This window comes from Bradyrhizobium sp. LTSP849, assembly GCF_000938255.1.
In the GTDB taxonomy this organism is placed as follows: Bacteria; Pseudomonadota; Alphaproteobacteria; order Rhizobiales; family Xanthobacteraceae; genus Bradyrhizobium.
The window spans coordinates 69,072-92,360 of record NZ_JYMR01000012.1 but is presented as its reverse complement, the minus strand read 5'-3'; the positions used below and the strand labels follow the sequence as shown (position 1 = coordinate 92,360).

The following is a 23,289-nucleotide window of genomic DNA, read 5'->3' as shown; positions in this document are numbered from 1 at the left end:
TCAGTTCAGCCGCTTTTGGCTGGCCGTGTCGCGATACCAGTCGAACGGCTGTTCGTGGGTCGCGACCATCACGCTCTTGGTGTTGAAGTGGTCGTCGAAGCTTTCGGTGCCGCACTCGCGGCCGATGCCGGAATCGTCGACGCCGCCCCAGGGCGATGCCGGGTCGAGCCGGTGGTGGTCGTTGACCCAGACGATGCCGGCCTTCACAGCCGCGGCGACACGATGGGCGCGCGCAACGTCGCGGGTGCGGATGGCCGCGGCGAGGCCGAAGGGCGAATTGTTGGCAAGGCGCAGCGCATCGGCCTCGTCCCTGAACGGCGTCACCGAGGTGAAGGGACCAAACACTTCCTCCTGGAAGATGCGCATGTCGGACGTGACGTCGGAAAAGACCGTCGGTTCGACGAAATAGCCGTTGTCGTGGCCGGGCACCTTCGCAGCAATGCCTCCGGTGATAAGACGCGCGCCGTCTTCGTGACCGTAGCCCGTATAGGTGAGAACGCGGTCGCGCTGCCGGGCCGAGATCACCGGCCCCAGTTGCGTGTTCGGATCGAAGGGATCGCCGATGCGGATCGTGCGGGTCTTGGCCTTCAGCTTCTCGACGAATTCGTCGTAGATCGTGGCCTGAACGATATGGCGCGAGGCGCAGACGCAGGTCTGTCCAGCGCCGATGAAAGCACCGAACGCGGCGTAGTTCACGGCGCGGTCGACGTCGAAATCGTCGAACACCATCACCGGCGTCTTGCCACCAAGCTCCATGGTCTGGTGCGCAAACACTTTTGCGGCCGCGCTGCCGGCGATGCGGCCAGCCTCGGTGCCGCCGGTCAGGACCAGCTTGTTGATATCGCCATGCTCGGCCAGCATCTTGCCGGCGCTCTGGCCTAATCCCAGCACGATATTGAAGACGCCGGGCGGAAGGCCAGCTTCGGTGAAGATCTGCGCGAGCTTCAGTGTTGTCAGCGGGGTGTATTCGGACGGCTTGACCACGATGACGCATCCGGTCGCCAGCACCACGGCGAGCGACTTGCACAGGATCATCAGCGGATGATTGAACGGCGTGCAATTGGCGACGATGCCGATGGGGGTGCGGAGCGTGTAGTTCAGATAGGCGCCTTCGACAGGGATTACGGAGTCGCGGCGCGCCAGCGCAACGCCGGCAAAGTAACGGAAGAAATCGGGTAGGCGGGAGAGCTGCGCGCGGGTCTCGTTGATCGGCCGGCCATTGTTGAGGGTCTCCAGCCGGTAGAGGCTGTCGAGATTAGCCTCGAAGGCATCGGCAAGCTTGTTGACCAGTCTGGCACGTGCGCGCGTGTCCATGCCGCCCCAGGCTTTGCCTTCGAACGCCGCACGCGCACTCTTCATGGCGCGATCGATGTCCTCAGTGGTCGAATTGGGGATGCGGGCGATCACGTCGCCGGTCGCGGGATTGCGGACGTCCAGCATCGTGCCGTTGCCGGCTTCGACTTCACGTCCATCGATGAAGTTGCCATGGATTTCTACGCCGATGGACGCAGGCTTCGACGGAATGTTCATGATGACCTCTCTTCGACGATGACGGCGTTGCGCTTGAGCGCCGGCAGCACGCGTTTCTCGGTGGCCCCGATGTGGGCCTTGATGATGCGCGCCGCGGTTCGCGCCTCGCGGCTCTGCATGGCCTCGATCAACGCAACGTGCTCGGCGACGAGCTTGGCCGGGTCGTGGCCCCTGAGATTGGAGACGCTGACGCGGACCAGCCGGTCGGCCTGGCCGATCAGGTCGCACAACGCCGTCGCCATGCGGCGGTTGCCGGACGCGTTTGCGAGCGCGGTGTGGAAGCCGCGGTTGTAGGTGATGAAGTCCTCATGGCTGCCGGAGAAGCGGCGAAATTGGTCGAGCGATTTCAAAACGCTGTCGGGGGCGCTCTCGATCGCTTCAGCGACACAGGCAGGTTCCAGCGCAAGACGGAAGCGCAGGAGGTCGCGGGCGTCGGAGAGCGAGATCGGCGTGACCCGATAGCCCTGGCGCGGCTGCACCGTGACGAGGTGCTCGCGCTGGAGCCGCAAAAGCGCATCCCGAACCGGTTGCCGGCTCACCTCATAACGCTCGGCCAAGTCCTGCTCGCGCATTTCATCGCCCGGTGCGAAGCGGCAGGCTAAAATATCAGTCCTGAGAAGATCATAGATATTCTCGCGCAAAAGCATGTTTTTTGGTCACTCCATGCCGTTAATATTCCAGTCGTGATATATCACGTCAAGTGCCAAATGCTTGAATTCCCGGCGATTTGATTTATCAATCTAACTGCCAGGGTACGCAGTTGTGCGTGATCCGACCGACGCAGTACGAGAAAGACCGGACATGGACAGGCTTCTTGCCAACGGCACCGTCAACGCAGCGCAATCGGGCGAAGGGCCGCCGCTTTTCCTGTTCCACTCGTTGTTGTCGGATCGTGCGAGTTTCGACGCGATCGTGCCTGAGCTTGAGAAATCGTTTCGGACCATCGTGCCGGAGCTGCCGGGTTTTGGCCGCTCGCACGCAGTGGAAGGCGGACTTGTCGCGGTCGCGGACCGGATGGCAGAGGCCGTGAAGGACGCTGCGGGCGGCGCGTCGGCGATCGTGCTCGGCAATGGCTATGGCGGCTTCGTCGCCTTGCAGATGGCGATCCGTCACCCCGAGATCGCCAGCAAGCTCGTTCTCGCCGATTGCGGCGCGACGTTCTCGGAGCCCGGCCGCGAGGCCTTTCGCACCATGTCGAGAGTGTCTCGGGAGAAAGGACTGGCGGCAATCACGGATGTCGCGATGCGACGTCTATTCGCTCCCGACTTTCAAGAGCAGCATCCCGAACTGATGCAGGGGCGGCGTGAAGCCTTTCTGCGGACCGATCCGACCGTGTTTTGCGCCGCCTGCGACGCGTTGGCTGGACTCGATCTCCGCGCTGAGCTTGTCGGGGTGAAAGTCCCGGTGCTCGTCCTGGTCGGCGAGCACGATGAAGCGACGCCTCCGCCGATGTCGCATGAGCTGGCGGCTGGATTACCGCACGCCGAACTCAAGATCATTCCGGGTTGCGCGCACGTGCCCCAGCTTCAATCGCCAAGACAATTTCTCGATGCGGTGAAGGACTTTCTGCTCTGAGCTCGCAGGCCGTATAAGGCGGATAAGCTCCCCGGCCTCGCAAAAGAGAAGACAATGTTCGCCCTGACATTTCTCGGGACCTCGGCCAGCGTTCCGTCCGCGGAGCGCAACCATCCGGCCCTTCTCGTGGAGGCGGCAGGCAGCCGCATCCTGATTGATTGCGGCGAGGGCACGCAGCGCCAGTTGCTGCGCAGCGGTGCCGGTTTTCGGCGGCTTGATCGCATCCTGCTGACGCACGGCCATTTCGATCACGTGCTCGGCATCCCCGGACTCTTCTCGACGCTGGGGTTGCGGCAGAACTCCGACGTGATGACCATCCACGCCGGGCCTGGCACGCTCGATATCGTGGTCCGAATGCTCGCTGGCCTGTGGGGCGCGGGCAGGGCGCCGATCCCGGTGGAGTTCGCAGCTTTGGCTGAAGGACAGGTCGTCGACGCCGGTGAATTCACCGTCGACTGCTTTCCGGTCCGCCATCGCGATACCGACAGTTTTGGTTTCGCTTTTCAAAGCCCCGCCCGCCGTCATCTTCGGTCCGATCTCCTCGCGGCGCTTGGTGTCCCGGATGGTCCCATGCGCGGAGAATTGGCCGCAGGGCGGCCGGTCGTGATTGAAGACGGCCGAACGATCGATCCGGAGGATGTTCTGGGGCCGCCAAGCGGCGGCAGGAAGCTCGTGGTGATCGGCGACACCGAAACCACCGAGGGGTTGTCAAAATACGTCGCCGACGCCGACATGTTGGTGATCGAAGCGACCTTCCTCGATCGTGACGCATCGACCGCGCGGGACTACGGCCATCTCACCGCGGCAGAGGCGGCGTCCTTTGCGGCCGCCAACAACGTCAAGCAGCTCGTGCTGACCCATCTCTCGGGGCGCTATCAGGATGAAGAAATTCTAGCCGAGGCGGCAAAGATCTTTCCGAACACCAGGATCGCCGCCGACTTCGATCGCGTTATCGTCTAGCCGCGATCTATCGCGACACTCCTGATTGGGATGCCGCCCTGATGAAGGCGACGGATGGCGAAGGCGCGAGTCACATCCTCGAGCTCGGCGGTCCCGGCACCTATGACCGATCGCTGCGATCGGTCGCTTCGGGTGGCAAGATCGTCCAGATCGGTGTTTTGACAGGGTTCGGCCCGAAGCCGGATCTCGCGCGCCTGCAGTGGGAGAACGCCGACATCATTGGGGTCACCGTCGGATTGAGCGAACATTTCTCTGCCATGAATCGTTTCCTGATCGACAACGCGATACACCCGATCGTCGATCGGGTGTACGGCTTCGACGAGGTCCCCGAAGCGTATGCCTATCTCCGGACCGGCTCACATTTCGGCAAGGTCGTTGTGAAGTTGTAGGCCTTACAAGCCGGCCGCCACACCAAGGCGGCCGATGCCTGGGAGCTTTATGGCAGGGCGCCGGAGGTCGAGGCCAAGCACGGCGCCAAAGAAGTTGATCTCAAGACCTTCCACCCAGCCGAACGTCAGCCCGAGATAACCCGAGAGCGAGGCATAGAAGCCGGTTCTCGAGGCGGTCAGCCCGAACCATCGTCCGGAATAGGGATAGTCTTTGCCGATCGCAGTCGGTGGCAGCACCGCGCGAAGTTCGGGCACGGCATCCAACGCGGCTTGAACGAAGGTGTTCGAATTCGGTCCGGGCCAGGCGCTGTAGTCACCATAGGTGCGAAATTTGTAGTTCTCGATGACGTGCCGCATCTTCGGAATAAGGGCTTCGGCACTTGGGCCATCAACGGCCACGATGGTTTCCGGCGTGGCTCCGAACCACCGGCCGTCGGGCGCAAAGCCGTTGCTCCGGATCGGTTCGCCCCATGCGGTGTAGTCGTAACGGCTGTAGCTGGCGGCATCCTTTTCCTTGACGACGATCCACGTGTGGACAGCAAATATGCTGCGCCATCGCACGGTACGCGCAGCGTAAATTCGGATCAGGGCGTCGGGATTGGACGTGGCCGGTGGCAACAGGCCCGCGCTCGACCGGTCCGCCGTCTGCCAGTTGCTGCGACCGTCTCCGACCCAGTAATACCGCGCCGCCGACACGCCGATCGGCACGAATACGAGCAGAAGGAACGTGAGCACTGCTTTTCTCAAGGGAAGATCGAACTTCGGGAGGCGAACCATGACGATATAGTTCTCAAGAGCTCTCGTGCAATGACGTCTGGGAGCGCGGATCATCCAGCTTCGATCAGGCCCGCCGCCGTCGTGATCACATTTTGGCGAAGACGTACTCAGTTCGACAATCCCGACTTGATTGCAAGCTCCTGCACCTGGCTCGTCACCTGCATCAGCCGCGGCAGCGCCTCGTCGCGAAAGGTGGGCAGGTCCATGCGCATGGCGTCCACGGTGACACTCAATCCCGCGATTACGAGGCCTTGGGCGTCGAGAATTGGCGTCGCGAGCGTGCGCAGGCCATAGGCGTTTTCGCCGTCGGAGACGGCATGGCCTTTCCGCTTCACGAGATCGAGCCGGTCGAGCAGGGCGTCGAGATCGGTCAGCGTTCGTTCTGACAATTTGACGCGGGGCCGCGCGTCCAGCCGCCGGATCTGCTCGTCGCGAGCGAGATGCGCCAGCATGGCATGGCCGAGGGCGGCACTGTAGGCGGGAATCCGCGAGCCCGGCCGGCGATCCATCTTGTGGCGATCGAGGCCCGCGCCGACGCGCGCGAGATAAATCACGTCGCCGCCGTCGAGGATGCCGAGCGACGCCGCATCGCCCACATCAGGCACGAGGTCGCGCAGCAGCGGCTCGACGATGGTCCGCAACGATCCGTGCGACAGCACGGTGTAGCCGAGGTCGAGACAGGCAACACCGAGGCGGAACCGGCGGCTTTGCGGAACGGCCTGGAGATAGCCGAGCTCGATCAGTGTCTGGATCAGCCGGAAAGCCGTGCCACGATCGAGATCGGCCTGTGCGGCAACTTCACTCAAGGTGAGCTCGAAGTGCTCGCTGGTGAAACTCTTGAGCACGGCGAAGGCTTTGCCGACAGAAGCGACATAGTTCTTTGGATTGGTCTTAGGTTCTTTCGGGGGCGTTTCCGCTGCGCGCTTTGGGGCCTTCTTTTCGACCTTGGCCATGCCTGAATGTCCTGCCATGACAGCTGTCACCCTTGACGCGGCGGCAGGCTGATCTTACCAACGTGTCAGATCATAACAAATGTTCGCATTCCGAACAATATCGATTTGACGATCGGAGGAAGTTTGTCGACATCATCGCTGCACCCTCATGGCGTGTTCTCCGCCGCGTTGACGCCGCTCGACGCCGAGCTTGTCCCCGATCATGCGCGTTTCGTCGCGCATTGCCGCTACTTGTTGGACGAAGGCTGTGACGGCATCGCGCTCCTCGGCACCACGGGAGAGGCGAACTCCTTCTCGGCTGCCGAGCGCACCGCACTGCTCGAGGCGGTGGTGGCTGCCGGCATCGCGCCGCAGCGGCTTCTCCCCGGCACCGGTGTCGCTGCGCTCACCGAGACCATCGCGCTTACGCGCCACGCGCTCTCGGTTGGCGTCGACACCGTGGTGATGCTGCCGCCGTTCTACTACAAGGGCGTCACCGATGATGGCGTCTATGCGTCCTACAGCGAAGTCGTGCAGCGCATCGGCAACGCGCGGCTCAAGATCGTGCTCTATCACATTCCGCAAATGTCGGCGCAGCCGATCTCGCACGCGCTGATCGAGCGGTTGCGCGCGGCGTATCCGGCCACCTTCGTCGGCATCAAGGACTCATCCGGCGACTTCGCCAACATGACCGCGATGGTCGAACGCTTCCCGGGCTTTGCCGTGCTGGTCGGCGCAGATCCGCTGCTGTTGCCGCTGCTGCGCAAGGGCGGGGCGGGCTGCATCACCGCGACCTCCAATCTCATCGCGCGCGACCTCGCCTATGTCTACAAGCACTTTCGCGACAGCGATGACGACGCGGCGCTCAAGGCGGCACAGGCGCGCATCGTGAGCGCGCGCGAGCTGGTCTCGCGCTTCGCGCAGATGGCCTCCCTGAAGGCGCTGGTTGCCGAACGCACCGGCCATGCCGGATGGCAGCGCCTGCGGCCGCCGCTGGAGTTCCTGCCGTCAGCTCAGGTGAAAGAACTGCTCGCGAGTGCTGCCGCATTCGCGGCCGCTGTGTAGGCTGGGTGCGGACGACGAGGCGATCAGATGTCCGATTCTTTCGAGGATGCGTTGACCGGGCTCGCCGCTGTTGTCGGCGACAAACACGTCATTGCATCCGGGCCCGATCAGGAACCCTATGTGGTGGATTGGCGCGGTCGCTATCACGGTCGTGCGGTTGCGGTGGTGAAGCCCGGCTCGACTGCCGAGGTTGCGGCGATCGTCGAATATTGCGGAGAGAGGCGGCTCGCGATCGTGCCGCAGGGCGGCAACACCGGCATGTGCGGCGCCGCGACGCCGGACGATCGCGCGGGCAATGTCGTGATCCGGCTCGACCGCATGCGGGCCGTGCGTGACGTCAGCCCGCTTGCGAACACGATCACGGTGGAGGCCGGCTGCATTCTCGCCGAGGTGCAGGATGCGGCGAAGGCCGTGGATCGCTATTTCCCCCTGAGCTTGGGTGCCGAAGGCTCCTGCCAGATCGGCGGCAACATCTCGACCAATGCCGGCGGCACCGCCGTGCTGCGCTATGGGCCGACGCGCGATCTTGTGCTCGGGCTCGAGGTCGTGCTGCCGGACGGCCGCGTCTTCAACGGCCTGCGCGCGCTGCGCAAGGACAGCACCGGCTACGCGCTCAAGCAGCTTTTCATCGGCGCGGAAGGAACGCTCGGCATCGTCACCGCGGCGGTGCTGAAACTATTTGCGCCGCCGCGCAGCTCGGCGCTGGCGCTGCTGAAATTGCAGGGCGTCGAGCAAGCGCTCGAGATCATGCAGCGTCTACGCGGCGCAGTCGGCGACCGGCTCGGCAGCCTCGAGATCATGTCGCGCTCGCAGATCGAGGCGATCGCCGCGACCGTGCCGCACGTGACCGTTCCCTTCGCGCTGACGACGCCGTGGTATCTGATCGTCGAGTTGACCGACACGCTCGCCGGCGTCGACCTCAACGAGCCACTGGCCACGGTGCTTGCGGACGCGATGGAGGCGGGGCTCGCCGAAGATGCGATACTTGCCTCTAACCTTTCGCAAGCGAAAGCGATCTGGGCGGTCCGTCACAGCGTGTCCGAAGGCAACAAGCGCAGCGGTTATGTGGTGTCGCATGACAGCGTTGTTCCGCTGGAGCGCCAGGCGGCCTTCGTCACCAATGTCGAGGCCCGGATCAAGGCGGCCGTGCCGCATGCCAACGTCGCGATGCACGGCCATATCGGCGACGGCAACATCCACGTCGTAGCCCTGATCGACCGGGCGCGTTGCCAGGACCCGGATGCGACCGCCAGGCTGGTGGCCGAGATCAACGAGATCGTCGATGACGAGACCGCAGCGCAGGGCGGGGCGATCAGCGCCGAGCATGGCATCGGGATCACTAATTGCGGCCGGCTCGCCCGCGTCGTCGATCCCCTCGATATCGAGCTGATGCGCGGCATCAAGCGATTGCTCGATCCGAACGGCCTAATGAATCCCGGCAAGATTTTTGGCAAAGGAGCAACATGACGATGACGAGCGTCCGCCTGCTTGCCGACGATCTCACCGGCGCGCTCGACACCGCGGCGGAGTTCGTCGGCCTGTGTGGGCCGTTCGACGTCACCTGGCCGGATGCATCTTCAACGCCGAGCTCCCGGAGCCTGGCGATCGACAGTGGCACACGTGAGCGCTCAAAAGCGGAGAGCGTCGAGATCGTCGGGCGGCTGGCGCCGCTGCTCCGCGGCGGGACGATCGCCTACAAGAAGGTCGATAGTCTCCTGCGTGGTGCGTGGGCCGCCGAGCTCGGCGCCTGCCTGCGCAGCGGCCACTGGGCATCTTGTGTTGTCGCGCCCGCCTTCGACTATCAGGGACGCCGCACCGCGGGTGGCCAGCAATTCGCGCGGACTCAGCGAGGCGAGTGGCATCGCGTCGGCGACAATCTGCTGGACCAATTGAAGCAGGACGGCATCGAGGCGCGACTGGATGGGGCTGACACGCTGTTGCAAGGCGGTGTTCAAGTGTTCGACGCCGAGAGCGACCTCTGTCTTGATCGCGTCGTCGAAATGGGGCGGCGAATGCCTGGGCCCGTATTGTGGTGCGGGAGTGGCGGCCTGGCCGGTGCACTCGCCCGCAATCATCGTGCTGATGCACCGCTGCAATTGAAGCGGCCAGTGCTGGGCCTATTCGGCTCCGACCAGCCCGCCACGGCCTCCCAACTCGCGGCATGTGGCGAAGCCACCGTCGCGCTGGTTGAAGGCGAGGGGGGCGCCAGGGTTCTGCGCAAACTGGCTGACAATGGCGTGGCACTGGTGCAATTCGCACTTCCGGACGGCCTGTCGCGAGCCGAAGCTGCGCGGCGGATTGCAAGCGAAATGACGGCGCTGATCGCGGCGCTCGAACCGCCCGGCACCTTGATCGTCGCTGGCGGCGAGACCCTGAAGGCCGTATGCGTTGCGCTTGGTGCGCATGCGCTCCAGGTGACAGGACGTATCGTGCCGGGATTGCCACGCTCGGTGCTGCAAGGCGGCCGCTGGGCCGGCGTTGACGTCATCTCGAAATCCGGTGCGTTCGGTCCCAGCGAGCTGTGGCGGGACTTGCTCCGGGACAATCATCTGCTCAGAATGGAGCTTCCAATATGACCTCTCGTCACCTTGCTATCACCATGGGCGATCCTGCCGGGATAGGACCGGAGATCATCGTCAAGGCCTGCGTCGGACTGAAGGACCGGATCGCGAGCGGTGATCTGCGCCTGCTGGTCATTGGCAGCGGTGCGGCGTTGGACGGCGCGAAGGCCGCGCTTGGTTCTGCCATTGTGATTCCGGAAGTGAAGGCCGATGATCGCGAATGGCCCAACCTCTGTTACCTGCAAGCCGACACAGAGGGTGACCCGATCAAGCCCGGCGTGCTGAGCGCGGATGGCGGACGCTTTGCCTACAAGGCGATCGAGCAGGGCGTGCGGCTGACGCAGGCAGGCCGGACCTCGGCCATCGTCACGGCGCCGCTCAACAAGGAGGCCCTCAACAAAGCCGGCTATCACTTCCCCGGCCACACCGAGATGCTCGCACATCTCACCGGCGTGCGCGGCTCGGTGATGCTGCTGGCCCATGGCAACATGCGCGTCAGCCATGTTTCGACCCATGTCGCACTGGAAGACGTGCCGAAACGTCTGACCCCGGAGCGGTTGCGCCTTGTGATCGACCTCACCAACGATGCGCTGCTGCGGCTCGGCATCGCCAAGCCCAAGATCGCGATTGCTGCGCTCAATCCGCATGCCGGCGAGGGCGGCCTGTTCGGCCGGCAGGATATCGACGTCTCGGCGCCGACGATCGCCAAAGCGGTCGCCGATGGTCTCGATATCGTCGGTCCGGTGCCCGGCGACACCGTCTTCGTCAAGCTGCGTGCCGGCCAGTTCGATGCCGTGGTCGCGATGTATCACGACCAGGGGCACATTCCCGTCAAACTGCTCGGCTTCCAGGTCGATCCCGCGACCGGCCGGTGGCAGGAGCTCTCCGGCGTCAACATCACGCTGGGCCTGCCGATCATCCGCACCTCCGTCGATCACGGCACCGCCTTCGATATTGCCGGCAAGGGCATTGCCAATGAGCACAGCCTGATCGAGGCCATCGACTATGCCGAACGGCTGGCCGCTGGCGCCGCCGCTTCCAAATCATGAGATCGAACGACCCATGACCAACGCCTTCACGCCCATCGAAATCCAACGTCCCACCACGCTCGAGTTCGGCTGCGGCACGATCTCTGCTGCGGCGCGCTTCGCCGAGCGGATCGGTGCCAAGCGGCCGCTGGTGATTTCCGACTCCTTCAATGCGCGCCGCGTCGACACGCTGGGGCTGCGGGGCGCGGTGAAGGTGTTCGGCGACGTCAAGCCCGAGCCCGACCTGCCCAATCTCGAGAAGGCGGTGGCGATGGCGAAAGAGGTCAAGCCTGATCTCGTCGTCGGCTTTGGCGGCGGCAGCGCGATGGATCTCGCCAAGCTGGTCGCGGTGCTCTGCACCAGCGACGTGGCCTTTGCGGACATCGTCGGGCCAGAGAAGGTCGCCGGCCGCAGCGTGGCGCTGATGCAGATTCCGACCACGTCGGGCACCGGCAGCGAAGCCGGCACCCGCGCGCTGGTCACCGATCCCGTCAGCCAGAACAAGCAGGCAGTGCAGAGCCGCTTCATGCTCGCCGATATCGCGATCGTCGATCCCGATCTCACCATGACCGTGCCGAAGGAGGTGACTGCGGCCACCGGCGTCGATGCATTGGCGCATTGCGTCGAGGCCTATACCAGCCGCAAGGCGCATCCGACGATCGATCTCTATGCGCTCGAAGGCGCGCGGCTGGTCGGGCGCTACCTCAAGCGCGCGGTCGCCGACGGCAGCGATCGTGAGGCGCGCGCCGGTCTTTCCCTGGCCTCGCTCTATGGCGGGTATTGCCTCGGTCCCGTGAACACGACCGCCGGCCATGCCGTGGCCTATCCGCTCGGCACACGCCACCACGTGGCGCATGGGCTCGCCTGCGCCGTGATCTTCCCGCACACACTGGCCTTCAACATGCCGGCGGTCGAAGCGAAGACGGTCGCGGTGCTGGGCGCGCTTGGTCTGTCTGAGCGCAACGATCCGAAACTTGCTTTCGACGCGACGTATGAGTTCTGCAAGAACCTCGGCATCGAGATGCGGCTGTCCGCGCTCGGCGTGCCCAAAGGTGATCTCGGCGTGATGGCCGACGAGGCGCACGCCATTCGCCGTCTGCTCGACAACAACCCGCGCGACCTTGGCCGGGATGCGATCCTCAACATGTACGAGGTCGCGTTCTAGCCAGTTCCGCTGCTTGCGGCAGCCAATCAAAAACACAGTGAAATAGAGGAAGCTTCGATGAGATCGATGTGGCTTGGTCTTGCGTCAGCACTGCTGCTGGCAACGTCGCCGGTGCAGGCGCAGGATGGCTATCCGTCCAAGCAGGTGACAGTGATCGTTCCCTTCGCCGCCGGCGGCACCGCGGATATCTTCGCCCGAATGGTCTCCAACCATTTGCAGATGAAGTTCGGCAAACCGTTCGTGGTCGAGAATGTCGGCGGCGCCGGCTCGATCCTCGGCGTGACGCGGCTGGCGAAGTCGGCACCCGACGGCATCACGCTGGGCCTTGCCAGCACGTCGGCGCTTGCGATCAACCCGACGCTGTACGGCCCGAAGCTCAGCTACCAGCCGGACAGGGATCTCGCGCCGGTCGCCCAGATCAGCGTCGTGCCCAACGTGCTCGTCGTCAACCCCGACAAGATCAAGGCGCGGACCGTGCCCGAGCTGATCGCCTATCTGAAGGCGAACCCGGACAAGGTCTCGTTCGGCTCGGCCGGTGTCGGCACCTCGCAGCATCTCGCCGGCGAGCTGTTCCAGCAGATGACCGGCACCAAGATGGTGCATGTGCCCTACAAGGGCTCGAGCCAGATGCTGACGGATCTGTTGAGCGGCCAGATCGATCTCGCCTTCGACAACGTGCCGCTGCTGCTGCCGCAGGTGAAGACAGGGCAGCTCGCGATCCTCGCGACTGCAACGCCGAAACGCGCCGCGTTCGATCCGGAAGTCCCCGCCGTTGCCGAGTTCCTGCCGGGCTTCGAGGCCGTCGCCTGGCACGGCTTCTTCGTCCCCGCCGCCACGCCGAAGCCGATCGTTGAAAAGCTCTCGGCCGAGATCCGCGCCTTCATGCAGCAGCCGGACACGGTGCAGAAGATGGCCGAGCTCGGCGCCGTCGCCGTCGCGCTCGATTCCGAGCCGTTCGCGGCCTACATCGCCTCCGAGACGGAGCGGTGGAAGAAGGTGATCGAGGCCGCGAATATCAAGATGGAGTAGGGGTGCTGCGGCCGCGCGTTAGTCTTACCCATCAAGGTTTACGTCATATCTTTCTCGGAGAACCGCGCTTTCGGGTTATCCTCAGCGTTCAGAGGTTAACTTCATTTTGAGAGTGCAATGTCCCGTTCCGCCGAATTGATCGTTGAAGGATATGTGAGGCTCGACGATCGCGATGCTCTTCACGACATGTTGGTGCACCGGCAGGATCTGCTGCGGCAGCTGACGTCCGTCACTGGCATCGACCCGAACCAGGCCATTGCGCAGCTCAGCGAGGAAATAGCGATCATTGAAGCCGGGCTCGCGACGCTTGCGCCGGAGTAGACGTGTTCTGAGCCCCGCGAGGCGATCAACAGCGCCGGTGACTGCAGTGCTTGCCAGCCCGGGGGCGAGCGGGTAGAAAGCTGCCACGCCTGAGCCGTGATTTGCGCCAAACGCGCTTCCGGCCGCAGCCGGACAGATCAATAAGATATTGAATTTGTTCGGCTATTCCGTTGGGGAATGGTGTAACGGTAGCCTTTCGGTTTTTCGGCTAAGCCGTTGAAATAGCTAATCAGGTTTTGCAATTCACCTCTAGTTTGGTCCGGGTATTTCCTAGGGATTCTGAACGGTTTGCAAAACCAATCAGGTCTGACTGCTTTAGCAGTCTCACCTCTCTGGTTACGGTGGTTCGCAATTGGGGAAGCCAGATCGTCATCACTATCCTCCGCGCGGGATGCGGCGCGCAGATGCGGCAGCCTATATCGGCGTTGGCGCAAGCAAGTTCGACCAACTGGTCGCCGATGGTCGAATGCCACAGCCCAAGCGGGTGGACGCCTGCGTGATTTGGGACAGGTTCGAACTCGACGCTGCTTTCGATGATCTAGGGAAACCGGTCGAAGCCTCGTCGGACTGGGATGCTGTTCGCTGACGCGATGCGGCGTCGGCACGAACGCGCCGAGCCGAATGTCAGAGTCTTACCGTAGGACCCCGAGCCAACTCGCCATAGTGAGGAGGTAGCTCGCCAAGCCGATCAATTGAGCGGCCTCTACTCGACTGATCGCAACATCGCGATGGCTAGGAGGATTTCGCGCGAGGCCAAACGCTCCCGAGAACAACTCCATCAGCGCCTGTCTTTCGCCATAAGGCGCCAACTTGTCGCGCAGCGGGCCCTTGTCCGGGTGAAATGCTTCCCGCATTAGCTTCTGCCCGACCATGTCCTCCGGCAGTCCGGCCAAATCACGCACGGCGACCTCAACCTGCTTGAAGGCTTGAACCACTGCCACGTCGTAGTCGCCACGCAGGAACATAGGTCGCACCTTCGCGGCGAGCTTCTCATTGAGCAGCCCCTCCGGGAGAAGCTTACCGTGCTGGTAGGCATCCAGGTTAGCCGGTGATTTCAGCCCGGCTCCCTTCCGGGTGAGGCAAAAATAACCGTTCGGCTGATCTGGGTCGGTCATCACCAGACCCTCATTCTCCAGCCATTGCCAAGCCTCGCCGAAGGCCCGGCCGACCGGTTGCCGCTTCTGATGCGGATACTCCGGAATATTGGCGTTCCACAGCGGCATTTCGAAATCGGAAGGAGTGAAGCGCGGGCCGCGGACAGCTTGCACCAGCTCAAGAAGTACCAAACCGAGATCCTCGGCGGTCAGCGTGAGTAGCGCGTCCGCGTTTGGCAGGTAGTCTAGAAGTCCTGGCATTTTCTGTCTCTCCGCCTGGCGCGCTTCGCAATCTTCGCAATCGGCGCCCGACTGCAACCTGTGACACTCTGGATGGCCCCCAGGACGCGCGCGAGGCGAGCGTCGATCTCGGGCACCCGCTTTTAGGCGCCGCGACTGTCCAAAATGCGGATCGTCTCTGCCTCAATATCCACGACGATGCGCTCGAATTTGTCGACCATTCGAGCGAAGACCGCCGTGGCAACGCCGTTCAGCGGAGCGCCTGTTCCGAGGCCGACGTAGAGACCGAACTCCGTATCCGCATTGATGTGACCGCCGGGCCCGGTCCTTGCGAACTCCATCTCGTTTCGAAGGTCGCTCCAGCGTACATAGGTTTCGGCTGGTCCCCTCATTCGAAAGTTGGGGCCTCCCATTCCCATTGAGTTCAGGTCGGTAGTAATTTGAAGGATGCGCTGGTGTTTGATAGGGCCGGCGAGGCTTCCGAATGCGTAGAGTTCGTCGTCGCCTCCCTGATGAGCGTTAAGGCCGCGGATATGAGCGACGAGACTAGCATCGACGCCTTTGCATCTCGCCACAACTTCTCGATCGAGATCAGCCGCCGTTCTGCCAAAAGGGAAGTATACGCCTTTTGTGTCTTTCCTGCCGAGTTCGATCGCCGCATCGCAAACAGCCTGATCCAAGCTGTGTCTCAAGTCGGTGACACAGTGTGTAGCTTCGACCCTCAGTCTGCCTGGCATTCGCGAACCGAATCGAATACTCGCGAACTCTTCTCTGGTCGCAGGGTCTTTTCGGTAGACAATCTCCTTTGGGCACGAGGCCAGGAAGTCCCTGCAATCCTGATCGAATCCAGGAATGCGCTGCCTGACACCGTTGATGAGTAGCTTTGGACTTTCGAACGGTACAAGATCGTCCATACCGGCGCTCACTCGCTGCTGATGACCCGCAGCCGCTGCTGCCCGTCTGCGCCGACCTTCATCTGATCCCTGAAGCGCATGTAGTGCTGGACGTTTTGTCTGGACATGCCGATGTCGTTGGCGATCTGGTCGACGTCATAACCGGCTTCGGCGCGCGCTAGGATGCCGGTGCCGCGCAAACCGTGAATGGTCGGGTGGTCGGCGTCTTCAGGGTCGATATCCCATTCGTATTTCTTCACTTGGCCGGCGACCCATTGCTTCCAGCGCTTGCAAAGCGCTCGACCGTGCTCGGTGTCTTCCAGCCAGCGATTCCAGCGCGCGCGCAGGCCGTCGCCGGTGTATTGCACGCCCTTCGGCGAGTAGAGGTACAGATCCGCACGGAAGCGATCTATCGGCTTCAGCCAGCGCGGGTTGGAAAAGCGCACCGGCGTCTCCGCCCAGCGATCGAGCTCGAGGGCGTCGGTGGTCGCGAGCGGAATGTGGAAGGCGCGTCGGCGCTTGCGAGTCTTCTTCGGCCGACACCAGATGCCGTTGCGCTCGCGGTGCTCCGGGCCCATGCGGATCATGTCGCTGCCGCGCTGGCAGGTCATGATGCCGAGCCGCAGCATGCGCACCAGGTCGGGCGGGGCGTGCGCCTGGACGTGCGCGATCGCGAAAGCCGGCCAGGGCACATGGCCGCGATCGGGGATGTCGAAGTCGCGGACCTTGTCGAACGGGTTCACCTCGGCCAGCGCGAGCGGAATGGCCCAGTCCCAGATCGTGCGTCCGACCGAGAGCATCTGGTTGGCCATGACCGGCGTGTCCTTCATGGCGTCGCGCGCGGTCTGAACCACCAGGGGCACGAGCTCGGGCACGGCGACCAGGCCCCATGTCTCCACGGACTCAAAGCGTCGCATGTGGACGTCGTAATTGTCGCGAGTTCCATCTGCGAGCCGCTTGAATTCGTCGCTGTCGCGGTAGCGAGAAATCAGGGCGCCGACCGATCCGGGCGGCAGCTCGGCAGGCATGGCATCGCGCCGGCGCTTCACCTCGCGCCAGAATGCGTCTGGCTGCGTGTCGGCGCTCGGCAGCTTGATGCGCTCGCCTTCGCGCGTCGTGCCGCGGCCGGGGTTCCAGTAATAGTAGGTGTAGACCTTGCCGTTGGTCTTGCGGACGATGGTCTTTTCGACGCCTTCAGGCAGCGTCACGCCGGCCACCCGGTTTCTTGCCAAAGTTCGCCGCTCCCTTGAGGGCGGCGTCGAGCCCGACGACCGTCCTGCCCGACAGCTTACGGTCAACATCTTCCCAACGCCAGCGGGGCGAGCCGGTTGGAAACGTGTCACAAGGGGCGGGAAGATGTCCGTCCTTGACCCACTGGTCCCAAGTATCGGGCGAAATTTGAAGCTCAGCTGCGCCGGTGTCGCGGCTGACATAGGCCGGTGTACGGTCGCCGCGTAGCAGGTTGTCGGCCTTACGTACGGTCATTCCTCTGACCCCTGCCATGTCCCTGGTCGAGTCACGTGGTTGCTCTCGTGTTGGCGACTGCTGACAGCCGCGGTCAATCTCGGCTTACGAAAGGAACGCGCGATTTCAAAAATGTGTTTGTCGTGGACGTAAGTCGTACGACATTCCTTGGTGCTAACTGCGAGCCGCCCGCCTGCTAAACCAGCGCGAAACTTGCTGCATTGCCCTCAAAAAGTGAGCCGATGCGGATGTATTCGAGGGTGGTCGTGAAGGATTTGTGCCGCAATTGGCGCTGAATCGCGTGGCCAGGGGCGCCGTTCTTGGCAGCCGAGGTTGCCAGTCCGGATCTGAGCGAGTGGCCGGAAAAGCCGTCCGCCAGCGCGCGGGCTTTTTCGGCCGTGAGGCCTTCGGCCAGGGCCGTCTTCCCTATGACCCGCTTCACAACCAAGGCGATTCCAGCGCCGGTGATCGCGTACGCTCCCATTTTGCCATGTCGACTGATGGGGCGGAATATTGGTCCGGCCGTGATGCCTGAGACCGCGAGCCAAGCCCTGTAGGCGCGCACAGGGCAAACGGCCTCATCCCTTCCGAATGGGATCCCGATCGCTTCTTCCTCGCCCGCCTGGTTCGTTTTTGAGCTGGCCAGTTGCACAATGAGGCCGTCGGCAGTTTCCTCGATCCATCCGGGCGCGTCTGGACCCTGCGCTGTCCAAAGGCCAGCGAGCTCAGACCGGCGGAGACCGGCAGCGAAACCTATCAAAAGCAGTGCGCGATCGCGGTGCCCCTGCAAGGTGTTGGCCGTGGCCTGCGTTGCCCTTCGCAAGTCGGGCGACATCAGCGGCGCCTTCTTCGTCTTGCGCACATGATGCTTGTTTCGCAGCCCCTGCCAGAAGATGCGGAACCGCTCGTCGGAGGTGTCGAGTTTCGCTCCGCGGGCTCGATGGATCACCCGGATGGCAGTCAAGCGTCGAAGTAAGGTCGAGACCTTAAGGGTGCCGGCGAAAGCGGTCAGGTAGGGCACGATCGTTTCAAAGAGATCCGCAGGAAAGGACACCCGACCGTGCGCCGAGCACCACGCTTCAAAGTGCTGCCAGTCCGTCTTGTAGGCTCGTTGCGTATTCTTAGAGTGGGCGTTCCTGACGTATTCGCCGGCGCGTTCACGTAGCTCTTCCATCACTGAAGGCAGACTCGTGGTCTGCACGATGAGCTCGGTGTCCATCGCGTTGTCCGTTCTGATAGTTGAGGGTTATCGAAAGTCAGATGAATGCCGCCGCCGCGCGGGCGGCGGCATTAGATTGCTATTCGAAATCGTAGCCAAGAGAGTGCACGTAACCCGCTACATCAGGCGTTGGCTTGCCGGAAAGCCTGGATAGCGCCTTGATGAGATTGCGGCAGTGCAGTGCTCCGACGGAGTCGTCGGTTTCATCGCCTTCCGTGATCATCGACAGCAGGAAGCAAGCCAGAGCGGCGCATCCTTCCATCGTGTTGGGTACCGAGTTCTCGATGCGCATCAGCGTTTCGTGTTCGGCTGCCTGGGCTGTCTCCTGCTGCTCTTTCGCCTGCTCGTAGGAGATCGAAGCCCACACCTTTTGAAAGGTCTCGATTTGTGATCGAAGCTCCTCGTGCAGCTCTTCGCGCGATTGGGCGCCTATCCAGGTCGCTGCTATGCGTTCTGCGAAATCTGGTGTGTCATCAAAAAATGCGTCGATATCCGCAGCGTTGAAGGCGTATTTCTGCGGTGACAGAGACACGCGCGGCCGGTGATGGTGTGGTGCTGGAGCATCTTTGTCGAAGCAATCCATTATAAACGTAGCCCTTCCCAGGGCCATGGTTTGCTCCCGATATAGATCGAACAAGGCAAGGAGAGGATCGGCCGAGCCTGCGCTATTATCTTGGACCGCTTTCGGTCGACGGTGTGGGAATGTTGACGGCCGAGACGGTTGGAGCGCGAGCGACTTCGGCGCGGTTTTGGCGGTTGCTGTTTTACGCATAGAACTTGTCTCCGTTTGTTTGTCCGGCTGGGTTTTGCCGGCGCGTTCATTCGGAGGTGTCTTGCGTGAGCTGGCAACCTTCTTGTCGGAAGGTGCGGTCTCTCCAGACGGAGTCGTGCTATGGTCGGAATCAGCCTTCGGCATGACTTACCTCGTGCGCGTTGGTTAGAGCCGAGGCGGAAGCAGCAACTTCCCCTCGGCTTGCTTTAATGATAACATAGCGGAATGGCAAAATCAAGCTATGATAACACAAGGCCTGTGAGAAAGCGCTCGGCGGTGACGGGGACCCTCGTCGGCGTGCGCTTGCAGGCTGAGCAGATCGCGCGTCTCGATGCGTGGATTGCGAAGCAGGAGGTTCCCATCACCCGCCCTGAAGCGATCAGGAGCATGGTCGATGCGGCATTGGCTACCTCAATGAAAGAGGAAGTTGGCCCTCCGAAACGCACCGGGCGTGGGCGCACAAAATGACAGCTCACCATTAGATTAGCGACTTCTATTCCCGCGGCGTTCTTCAGCGGGTCCGGTCGTCACTCGCGATCGTCTTTATTTCCTGCCGCGAGTTGAAGTGCTTCGCTACTTGCTTGGAACTCTCAGCCTCCTGCCGGTCTTCTTTCCAAGTCCATACAAGAGGCAAGAGACCGTCCACTGGGTTTTGGGTCTCGGTGCTATCGAGAACGACGTACCATCGATCTTTCCGATTGTCGTACTTGTGTTTTGCACCAATCGCCTCGGCCGCGCGCGCAGCATTCGCATCGCGATTTCGCGCGACGGCATAGGTGAGACCGCCCTGCGCAGTCGGGATCGAGAACGCTTTGATGGCTTTGCCAGTCGCCGCGACATCTTCGCGGAGCTGCTTAATTCGATCCGACAGATCTTCCAAAGCTGCGCTCGAGAAATCATAGAGGTCGATGACCACAGAAGCAATTCTCGGGTCGGCGTTCTTTAGTTCCGCCAGCAGATCAGAGACGATCGGTATCTGCAGGCGCTCCAAAATCCCCAGCGGGCGCTGGGCGTCGATGCCTACATCCGCGGCGATCATATAGTCATCTACGACAGTTGCGAAATCGCGATCCAACATCATCCAATCCGCATCGTCAGGCAGCGCGAGCTTGGCCCTGATGTGATAGCCGAGGAAATTGTACTCGCTGTCCGAGAGCACCTTGTCGAAGACATCCGACCGGCACTTCAGGTAGAAGATCATCTCGATTGGCGTCGGCAGAAGGCGTGCGACGCAGTCTAATGCGCCTATGTCCCAGATGACGGGTGCGGTGTTATCGCCACGCTCCAGCATCGTACCAGAGAGAAACGTTGATGCTGGGAACGGATCACTAAGGAGCACAACCGGAAATAGTCGAGGTAGCGTGGGGAGGGCGAGTGCCTTGCCATCCTTAGAGACACATTTCGCTCCCTTCTGAATCATCTCCGCGCATTCCAGCGCCTGCCGGTATGGCGCCTGAATCGCGCCCTCAAAATCCGTCCTTAGCGCCTCTGTATCGCCGGAGCGCGCCTTGAGGGTCACGCGCTTTGATTTTGCCTGAACGACCAGCACGAACTCTCCGTAGGCAATGAGCACGTCGACCTCACCCGCAATGTCCTTCGAGCCATCGCGGATCGTCACGTTTTCGTAGACATTCTTTGCGCCAAAAACGGAGCGGAAGATGTGCGCAGCGGTTTTCTCCAGGAAGCTTCCGCGATGCTCTGCCGCGGTGTCGCGGTAGGACTTATCGCCCATCATCCAGTAGAATGGGCTCTCATAAATCCCTTCGTAAAGCCGGTACTGGTTCGGCACATAGAGGTGCTCGCCCAGGTCGATGATTGGTGCGATCGCTACAACATTGATCGCGAAAGGATCGACGAACCCGATGTTAGCTGCCGTTACCGGCGTTGAAAATTTCGAGAAGAATGCATTTGCCCTTTGTCCGAATTTTTTGCGGACATCTGCTTTGGAGATCAGAAGGCTGTCTGTAAGGTCGCCGTGAGTGAAGCTATGGCCTTCCTTGCGCATGTGACCTACCGCCGTCATCTGGCTATTGATTCGATCGACGATAAATCTGGCGATATCGATCATTGGCCGGATGGATAGGCCGACATTTTGTAGGAGCCAGGTCGCATCATCGCGGTAGCGGAGCCGGCTGAAGCCCGAGAACTGGTGTAGGTAGAAACTATCAGCGCCGAAATAGATCGCCTCGCGGGCTTTGAGGCCGATCGAATCCGGAAGTTCAACAAGGTTGTCGACCTGCTTATCGAATGTAGGTGTGCAATCCTCGAGAATGCGGTCATGAAATTCCCGCAACAGCCGATCGGCGAGCACAGCAAATTTGTCGTCAGTCACCTGAATTGAAAAGGTGCGATCGCTCTGCGACTGAACCGTCAAACCCAGCAGAAGCATTAGCTCGTTCTTGTTGAGCTTAGAAGTGGACCATCTGTGCTCCGGATCGTCAGTTACACGCCCTTCCTCAGTGTCGACCGTCACAACCCAGTCACGATAGATAATTGCCGATATCTCGTGCAGGGCGCCGTCGCTCTGCGCAAGCGCGCGCAGGTCAGCAAAAATTTCAGCGGACAATCGTGGAACGGCTCGTTCAGGTGCGTATTCAGCTTCGCTCATATTTGAACCCCCGCCATCCTAGCTCTGCGAACTCGCTCAACCCACAGGTTCAACCTATGGTTTGACATGATATTTGCACAAGTAATTTGAGGGGCGCCGTGAAATAAGCTTGCCGCCCACACGTGACGCTGAGGGTTCAAAGCCCGGGGCACCATCCCCATTGAAGCAGAATCCTCCTTCCAGACACGAGGGTGCCAGCCGTCGCTGGCTTCCGGTAAGCCCCAATTATCGCGACTATGATGGTTGTCGCCGCTCAACCTGAGAGGGATTGGCGCGGCAATTCCCGCTGTTGATAGAGATGTGGCCTTTCGCACCCGCCTAGGCTATTTTGATTCTATCGATGGCTTTGGCGCTCTTGCTCGGCTTGAGCAGTGATGAAGCTCCAACGGCGGCGGCGTCCGGTCAACGCGTTGATCAGGATGAGGCGGACGCCGGGTGATGGGTGGCGCACCCAGGATGGTGCCGCGCTGGCACTGACGGAGGAGGGCGCAGCCCTCGGATCTGGGATGCTTTTCCCAATCGCGTGCAAGGCGTTTCCAATTGGAAAGAGCGTTAGTGCGAGCCAGGGCTCCAAGCATCAGCCGCGCCTTGGATCATGTTTCATCTGTGCGGGGGCTAGGCCGGCCAGCCGATAAGCCGAGCACCACACTCAGCTGCCCCCGCCGTCACCTTGTGGATTTCGCTAGTGGGAGCGGAAATGCAAACAGGATTTTTGCGGACCAATGGTTCGGCAGCTCAAGCCAAAGCGGTTGACGAGTTTGACCCTTTGGCCCCCGAGCGATGGATCGGTATCGGCTCGGCTCTGAAACAGGTAGGGGTTTTCGTAGGGATTGGCGCTTCTGTCGGCTTCGTTGAGGGATGTTTCCTAGAAGCCATGCGCTCTGGATACGTACGCTCTCGACCACTCCTTGTGTCGAATGGGGCCGTGGGGCGAAATTGCCATCCATCTTTTTGGCAGAATGCCACGCTCGAAGATGATCACGTGGTGCACTGGTTTCCGGGGCAATCAAGCAACGATGCACAAGATGGTCAACTCGAGTGGCGGCCGGCGATCAAGGTCCGAACGATCAACACCAGGATAAGTGCTGACGACCTGACTGCTTGGTTGGGACGACTCCAGCCAATTGCAAACCCACCTGCCGTTTTCGCCGCCGTGACGGCGGCAGATATTGCGGGGCTTGGCACAGGGCAGTATCTGCCGGCGGAAAAAGCTGGGAGAAACGAACAACACGAAGCCACGCTGTTTGGACAGCGCGATCTTGATGCGATCGACGAGCTCGCAGGGCGGCCAGCATCATTGGATGACGAACAACGTCGCGCGATTGCGCTTGCCAAAATGATCCTGCAGGCGGTCCACGGTGTGCGCGTCGAAAAAGGTTATGGCAAGGACGGTGTCATCAAGAAGGTTCTCGAGGATGACGCGACGGGAAAGTTGGGCGGCCAAGTCGCTCTCAGAAACTCGTACGACCGCTTCTTCGGTTCTCCTCCCAAGGGAAAGCCCACGCGGCGGTCCATTGATGAGCGCCTTGAGAGAGCTCGGTCAATTCTCGATCGCTTTGCAGCCTAGCCTGGCTGCGCGGCTGCCGTGCTCTGGGCGTGGTTAAGGACGCTTTTGCACGTAGGCAAGGCGGGCCGATATTGGCGCTTCCAGGCGGAGCCAATAACGC

The 23,289-nt window shown here is 61.8% G+C and carries 22 protein-coding genes and 1 pseudogene; 12 read left to right on the top strand and 11 right to left on the bottom strand.

The features are described from left to right. Both UB31_RS09820 and UB31_RS09815 read right to left on the bottom strand, forming a co-directional pair. The gene (locus tag UB31_RS09820; protein ID WP_045010710.1) at positions 1 to 1,530 is read right to left on the bottom strand and encodes an aldehyde dehydrogenase; all 1,530 of its coding nucleotides are present in this window, start codon (positions 1,528 to 1,530) and stop codon (positions 1 to 3) included. Continuing rightward, the gene (locus tag UB31_RS09815; RefSeq protein WP_045010709.1) at positions 1,527 to 2,177 is read right to left on the bottom strand and encodes a GntR family transcriptional regulator; all 651 of its coding nucleotides are present in this window, start codon (positions 2,175 to 2,177) and stop codon (positions 1,527 to 1,529) included. Before UB31_RS09815 ends, UB31_RS09820 begins: the two co-directional genes overlap by 4 nt. 154 nt (positions 2,178 to 2,331) lie before the next feature. Between UB31_RS09815 and UB31_RS09810 the strand changes: the two genes are divergently transcribed. The 3 genes and pseudogenes from UB31_RS09810 to UB31_RS09800 form a co-directional block, all read left to right on the top strand. Further along, positions 2,332 to 3,105, top strand: a complete 774-nt coding sequence (locus UB31_RS09810) for an alpha/beta fold hydrolase (RefSeq protein WP_045010708.1) — start codon at positions 2,332 to 2,334, stop codon at positions 3,103 to 3,105. A gap of 54 nt (positions 3,106 to 3,159) precedes the next feature. Next, positions 3,160 to 4,065: a ribonuclease Z gene (gene rnz, locus UB31_RS09805; protein ID WP_045010707.1), complete on the top strand. Its 906-nt coding sequence runs from the start codon at positions 3,160 to 3,162 to the stop codon at positions 4,063 to 4,065. A gap of 8 nt (positions 4,066 to 4,073) precedes the next feature. Next, positions 4,074 to 4,454 (top strand): annotated as a pseudogene (locus tag UB31_RS09800) (zinc-binding dehydrogenase); the annotation flags it as partial. Positions 4,455 to 4,457: 3 nt separating this feature from the next. Here UB31_RS09800 and UB31_RS09795 read toward each other — a convergent pair. Both UB31_RS09795 and UB31_RS09790 read right to left on the bottom strand, forming a co-directional pair. Next, positions 4,458 to 5,189 carry a DUF3750 domain-containing protein gene (locus UB31_RS09795; RefSeq protein ID WP_045010880.1) on the bottom strand — a complete coding sequence of 244 codons (732 nt, stop codon included), beginning with the start codon at positions 5,187 to 5,189 and terminating at the stop codon, positions 4,458 to 4,460. A 149-nt stretch (positions 5,190 to 5,338) separates the two neighbouring features. Beyond that, positions 5,339 to 6,184, bottom strand: a complete 846-nt coding sequence (locus UB31_RS09790; RefSeq protein ID WP_045010706.1) for an IclR family transcriptional regulator — start codon at positions 6,182 to 6,184, stop codon at positions 5,339 to 5,341. 123 nt (positions 6,185 to 6,307) lie between these two features. Between UB31_RS09790 and UB31_RS09785 the strand changes: the two genes are divergently transcribed. The 7 genes from UB31_RS09785 (at position 6,308) to UB31_RS09755 (ending at position 13,332) form a co-directional block, all read left to right on the top strand. After that, on the top strand, positions 6,308 to 7,228 hold the full coding sequence (locus UB31_RS09785) for a dihydrodipicolinate synthase family protein (protein ID WP_045010705.1): 921 nt from the start codon (positions 6,308 to 6,310) through the stop codon (positions 7,226 to 7,228). Positions 7,229 to 7,255: 27 nt separating this feature from the next. After that, positions 7,256 to 8,695 (top strand): FAD-binding oxidoreductase, encoded by a 1,440-nt coding sequence (locus UB31_RS09780; protein ID WP_045010704.1) that lies wholly within the window; start codon positions 7,256 to 7,258, stop codon positions 8,693 to 8,695. Positions 8,696 to 8,697: 2 nt separating this feature from the next. Further along, positions 8,698 to 9,804 (top strand): four-carbon acid sugar kinase family protein, encoded by a 1,107-nt coding sequence (locus UB31_RS09775; protein ID WP_045010879.1) that lies wholly within the window; start codon positions 8,698 to 8,700, stop codon positions 9,802 to 9,804. Continuing rightward, entirely contained in the window at positions 9,801 to 10,838 is a 1,038-nt protein-coding gene (pdxA, locus tag UB31_RS09770) for a 4-hydroxythreonine-4-phosphate dehydrogenase PdxA (RefSeq protein WP_045010703.1), read from the top strand. The genes UB31_RS09775 and pdxA overlap by 4 nt, the downstream gene beginning before the upstream one ends. 13 nt (positions 10,839 to 10,851) lie before the next feature. After that, positions 10,852 to 11,982, top strand: coding sequence for an iron-containing alcohol dehydrogenase (locus tag UB31_RS09765; RefSeq protein ID WP_197090793.1), 1,131 nt, complete (start codon positions 10,852 to 10,854; stop codon positions 11,980 to 11,982). Between the two features lie 57 nt (positions 11,983 to 12,039). Then, a complete protein-coding gene (locus UB31_RS09760; RefSeq protein WP_045010701.1) occupies positions 12,040 to 13,011 on the top strand; it encodes a Bug family tripartite tricarboxylate transporter substrate binding protein in 972 nt (323 codons plus the stop codon). A 117-nt stretch (positions 13,012 to 13,128) separates the two neighbouring features. Further along, entirely contained in the window at positions 13,129 to 13,332 is a 204-nt protein-coding gene (locus UB31_RS09755; protein WP_045010700.1) for a hypothetical protein, read from the top strand. A gap of 632 nt (positions 13,333 to 13,964) precedes the next feature. Here the strand turns inward: UB31_RS09755 and UB31_RS09745 are convergent. From UB31_RS09745 to UB31_RS09715, 6 genes are all read right to left on the bottom strand, one after another. Continuing rightward, positions 13,965 to 14,687, bottom strand: coding sequence for a TIGR02391 family protein (locus UB31_RS09745; protein WP_045010698.1), 723 nt, complete (start codon positions 14,685 to 14,687; stop codon positions 13,965 to 13,967). A gap of 122 nt (positions 14,688 to 14,809) precedes the next feature. Next, positions 14,810 to 15,580: a hypothetical protein gene (locus UB31_RS41310; protein ID WP_156175274.1), complete on the bottom strand. Its 771-nt coding sequence runs from the start codon at positions 15,578 to 15,580 to the stop codon at positions 14,810 to 14,812. 8 nt (positions 15,581 to 15,588) lie between these two features. After that, positions 15,589 to 16,767, bottom strand: coding sequence for a site-specific integrase (locus UB31_RS09730; protein WP_156175273.1), 1,179 nt, complete (start codon positions 16,765 to 16,767; stop codon positions 15,589 to 15,591). After that, entirely contained in the window at positions 16,754 to 17,044 is a 291-nt protein-coding gene (locus UB31_RS09725; protein ID WP_156175272.1) for a helix-turn-helix transcriptional regulator, read from the bottom strand. The genes UB31_RS09730 and UB31_RS09725 overlap by 14 nt, the downstream gene beginning before the upstream one ends. Positions 17,045 to 17,219: 175 nt before the next feature. Then, the gene (locus tag UB31_RS09720; RefSeq protein ID WP_045010693.1) at positions 17,220 to 18,242 is read right to left on the bottom strand and encodes a site-specific integrase; all 1,023 of its coding nucleotides are present in this window, start codon (positions 18,240 to 18,242) and stop codon (positions 17,220 to 17,222) included. 79 nt (positions 18,243 to 18,321) lie between these two features. Continuing rightward, a complete protein-coding gene (locus UB31_RS09715; RefSeq protein WP_156175271.1) occupies positions 18,322 to 19,158 on the bottom strand; it encodes a hypothetical protein in 837 nt (278 codons plus the stop codon). A gap of 81 nt (positions 19,159 to 19,239) precedes the next feature. On the opposite strand from UB31_RS09715, the gene UB31_RS09710 reads away from it, so the two are divergent. Beyond that, positions 19,240 to 19,482 (top strand): hypothetical protein, encoded by a 243-nt coding sequence (locus UB31_RS09710; RefSeq protein ID WP_045010691.1) that lies wholly within the window; start codon positions 19,240 to 19,242, stop codon positions 19,480 to 19,482. A 43-nt stretch (positions 19,483 to 19,525) separates the two neighbouring features. Here UB31_RS09710 and UB31_RS42120 read toward each other — a convergent pair whose 3' ends face one another. Then, positions 19,526 to 21,622, bottom strand: a complete 2,097-nt coding sequence (locus tag UB31_RS42120; protein ID WP_197090792.1) for a hypothetical protein — start codon at positions 21,620 to 21,622, stop codon at positions 19,526 to 19,528. Between the two features lie 697 nt (positions 21,623 to 22,319). Here UB31_RS42120 and UB31_RS09700 point away from each other — a divergent pair. Further along, positions 22,320 to 23,189, top strand: a complete 870-nt coding sequence (locus tag UB31_RS09700; protein WP_156175270.1) for a hypothetical protein — start codon at positions 22,320 to 22,322, stop codon at positions 23,187 to 23,189. Positions 23,190 to 23,289 lie beyond the last annotated feature (100 nt).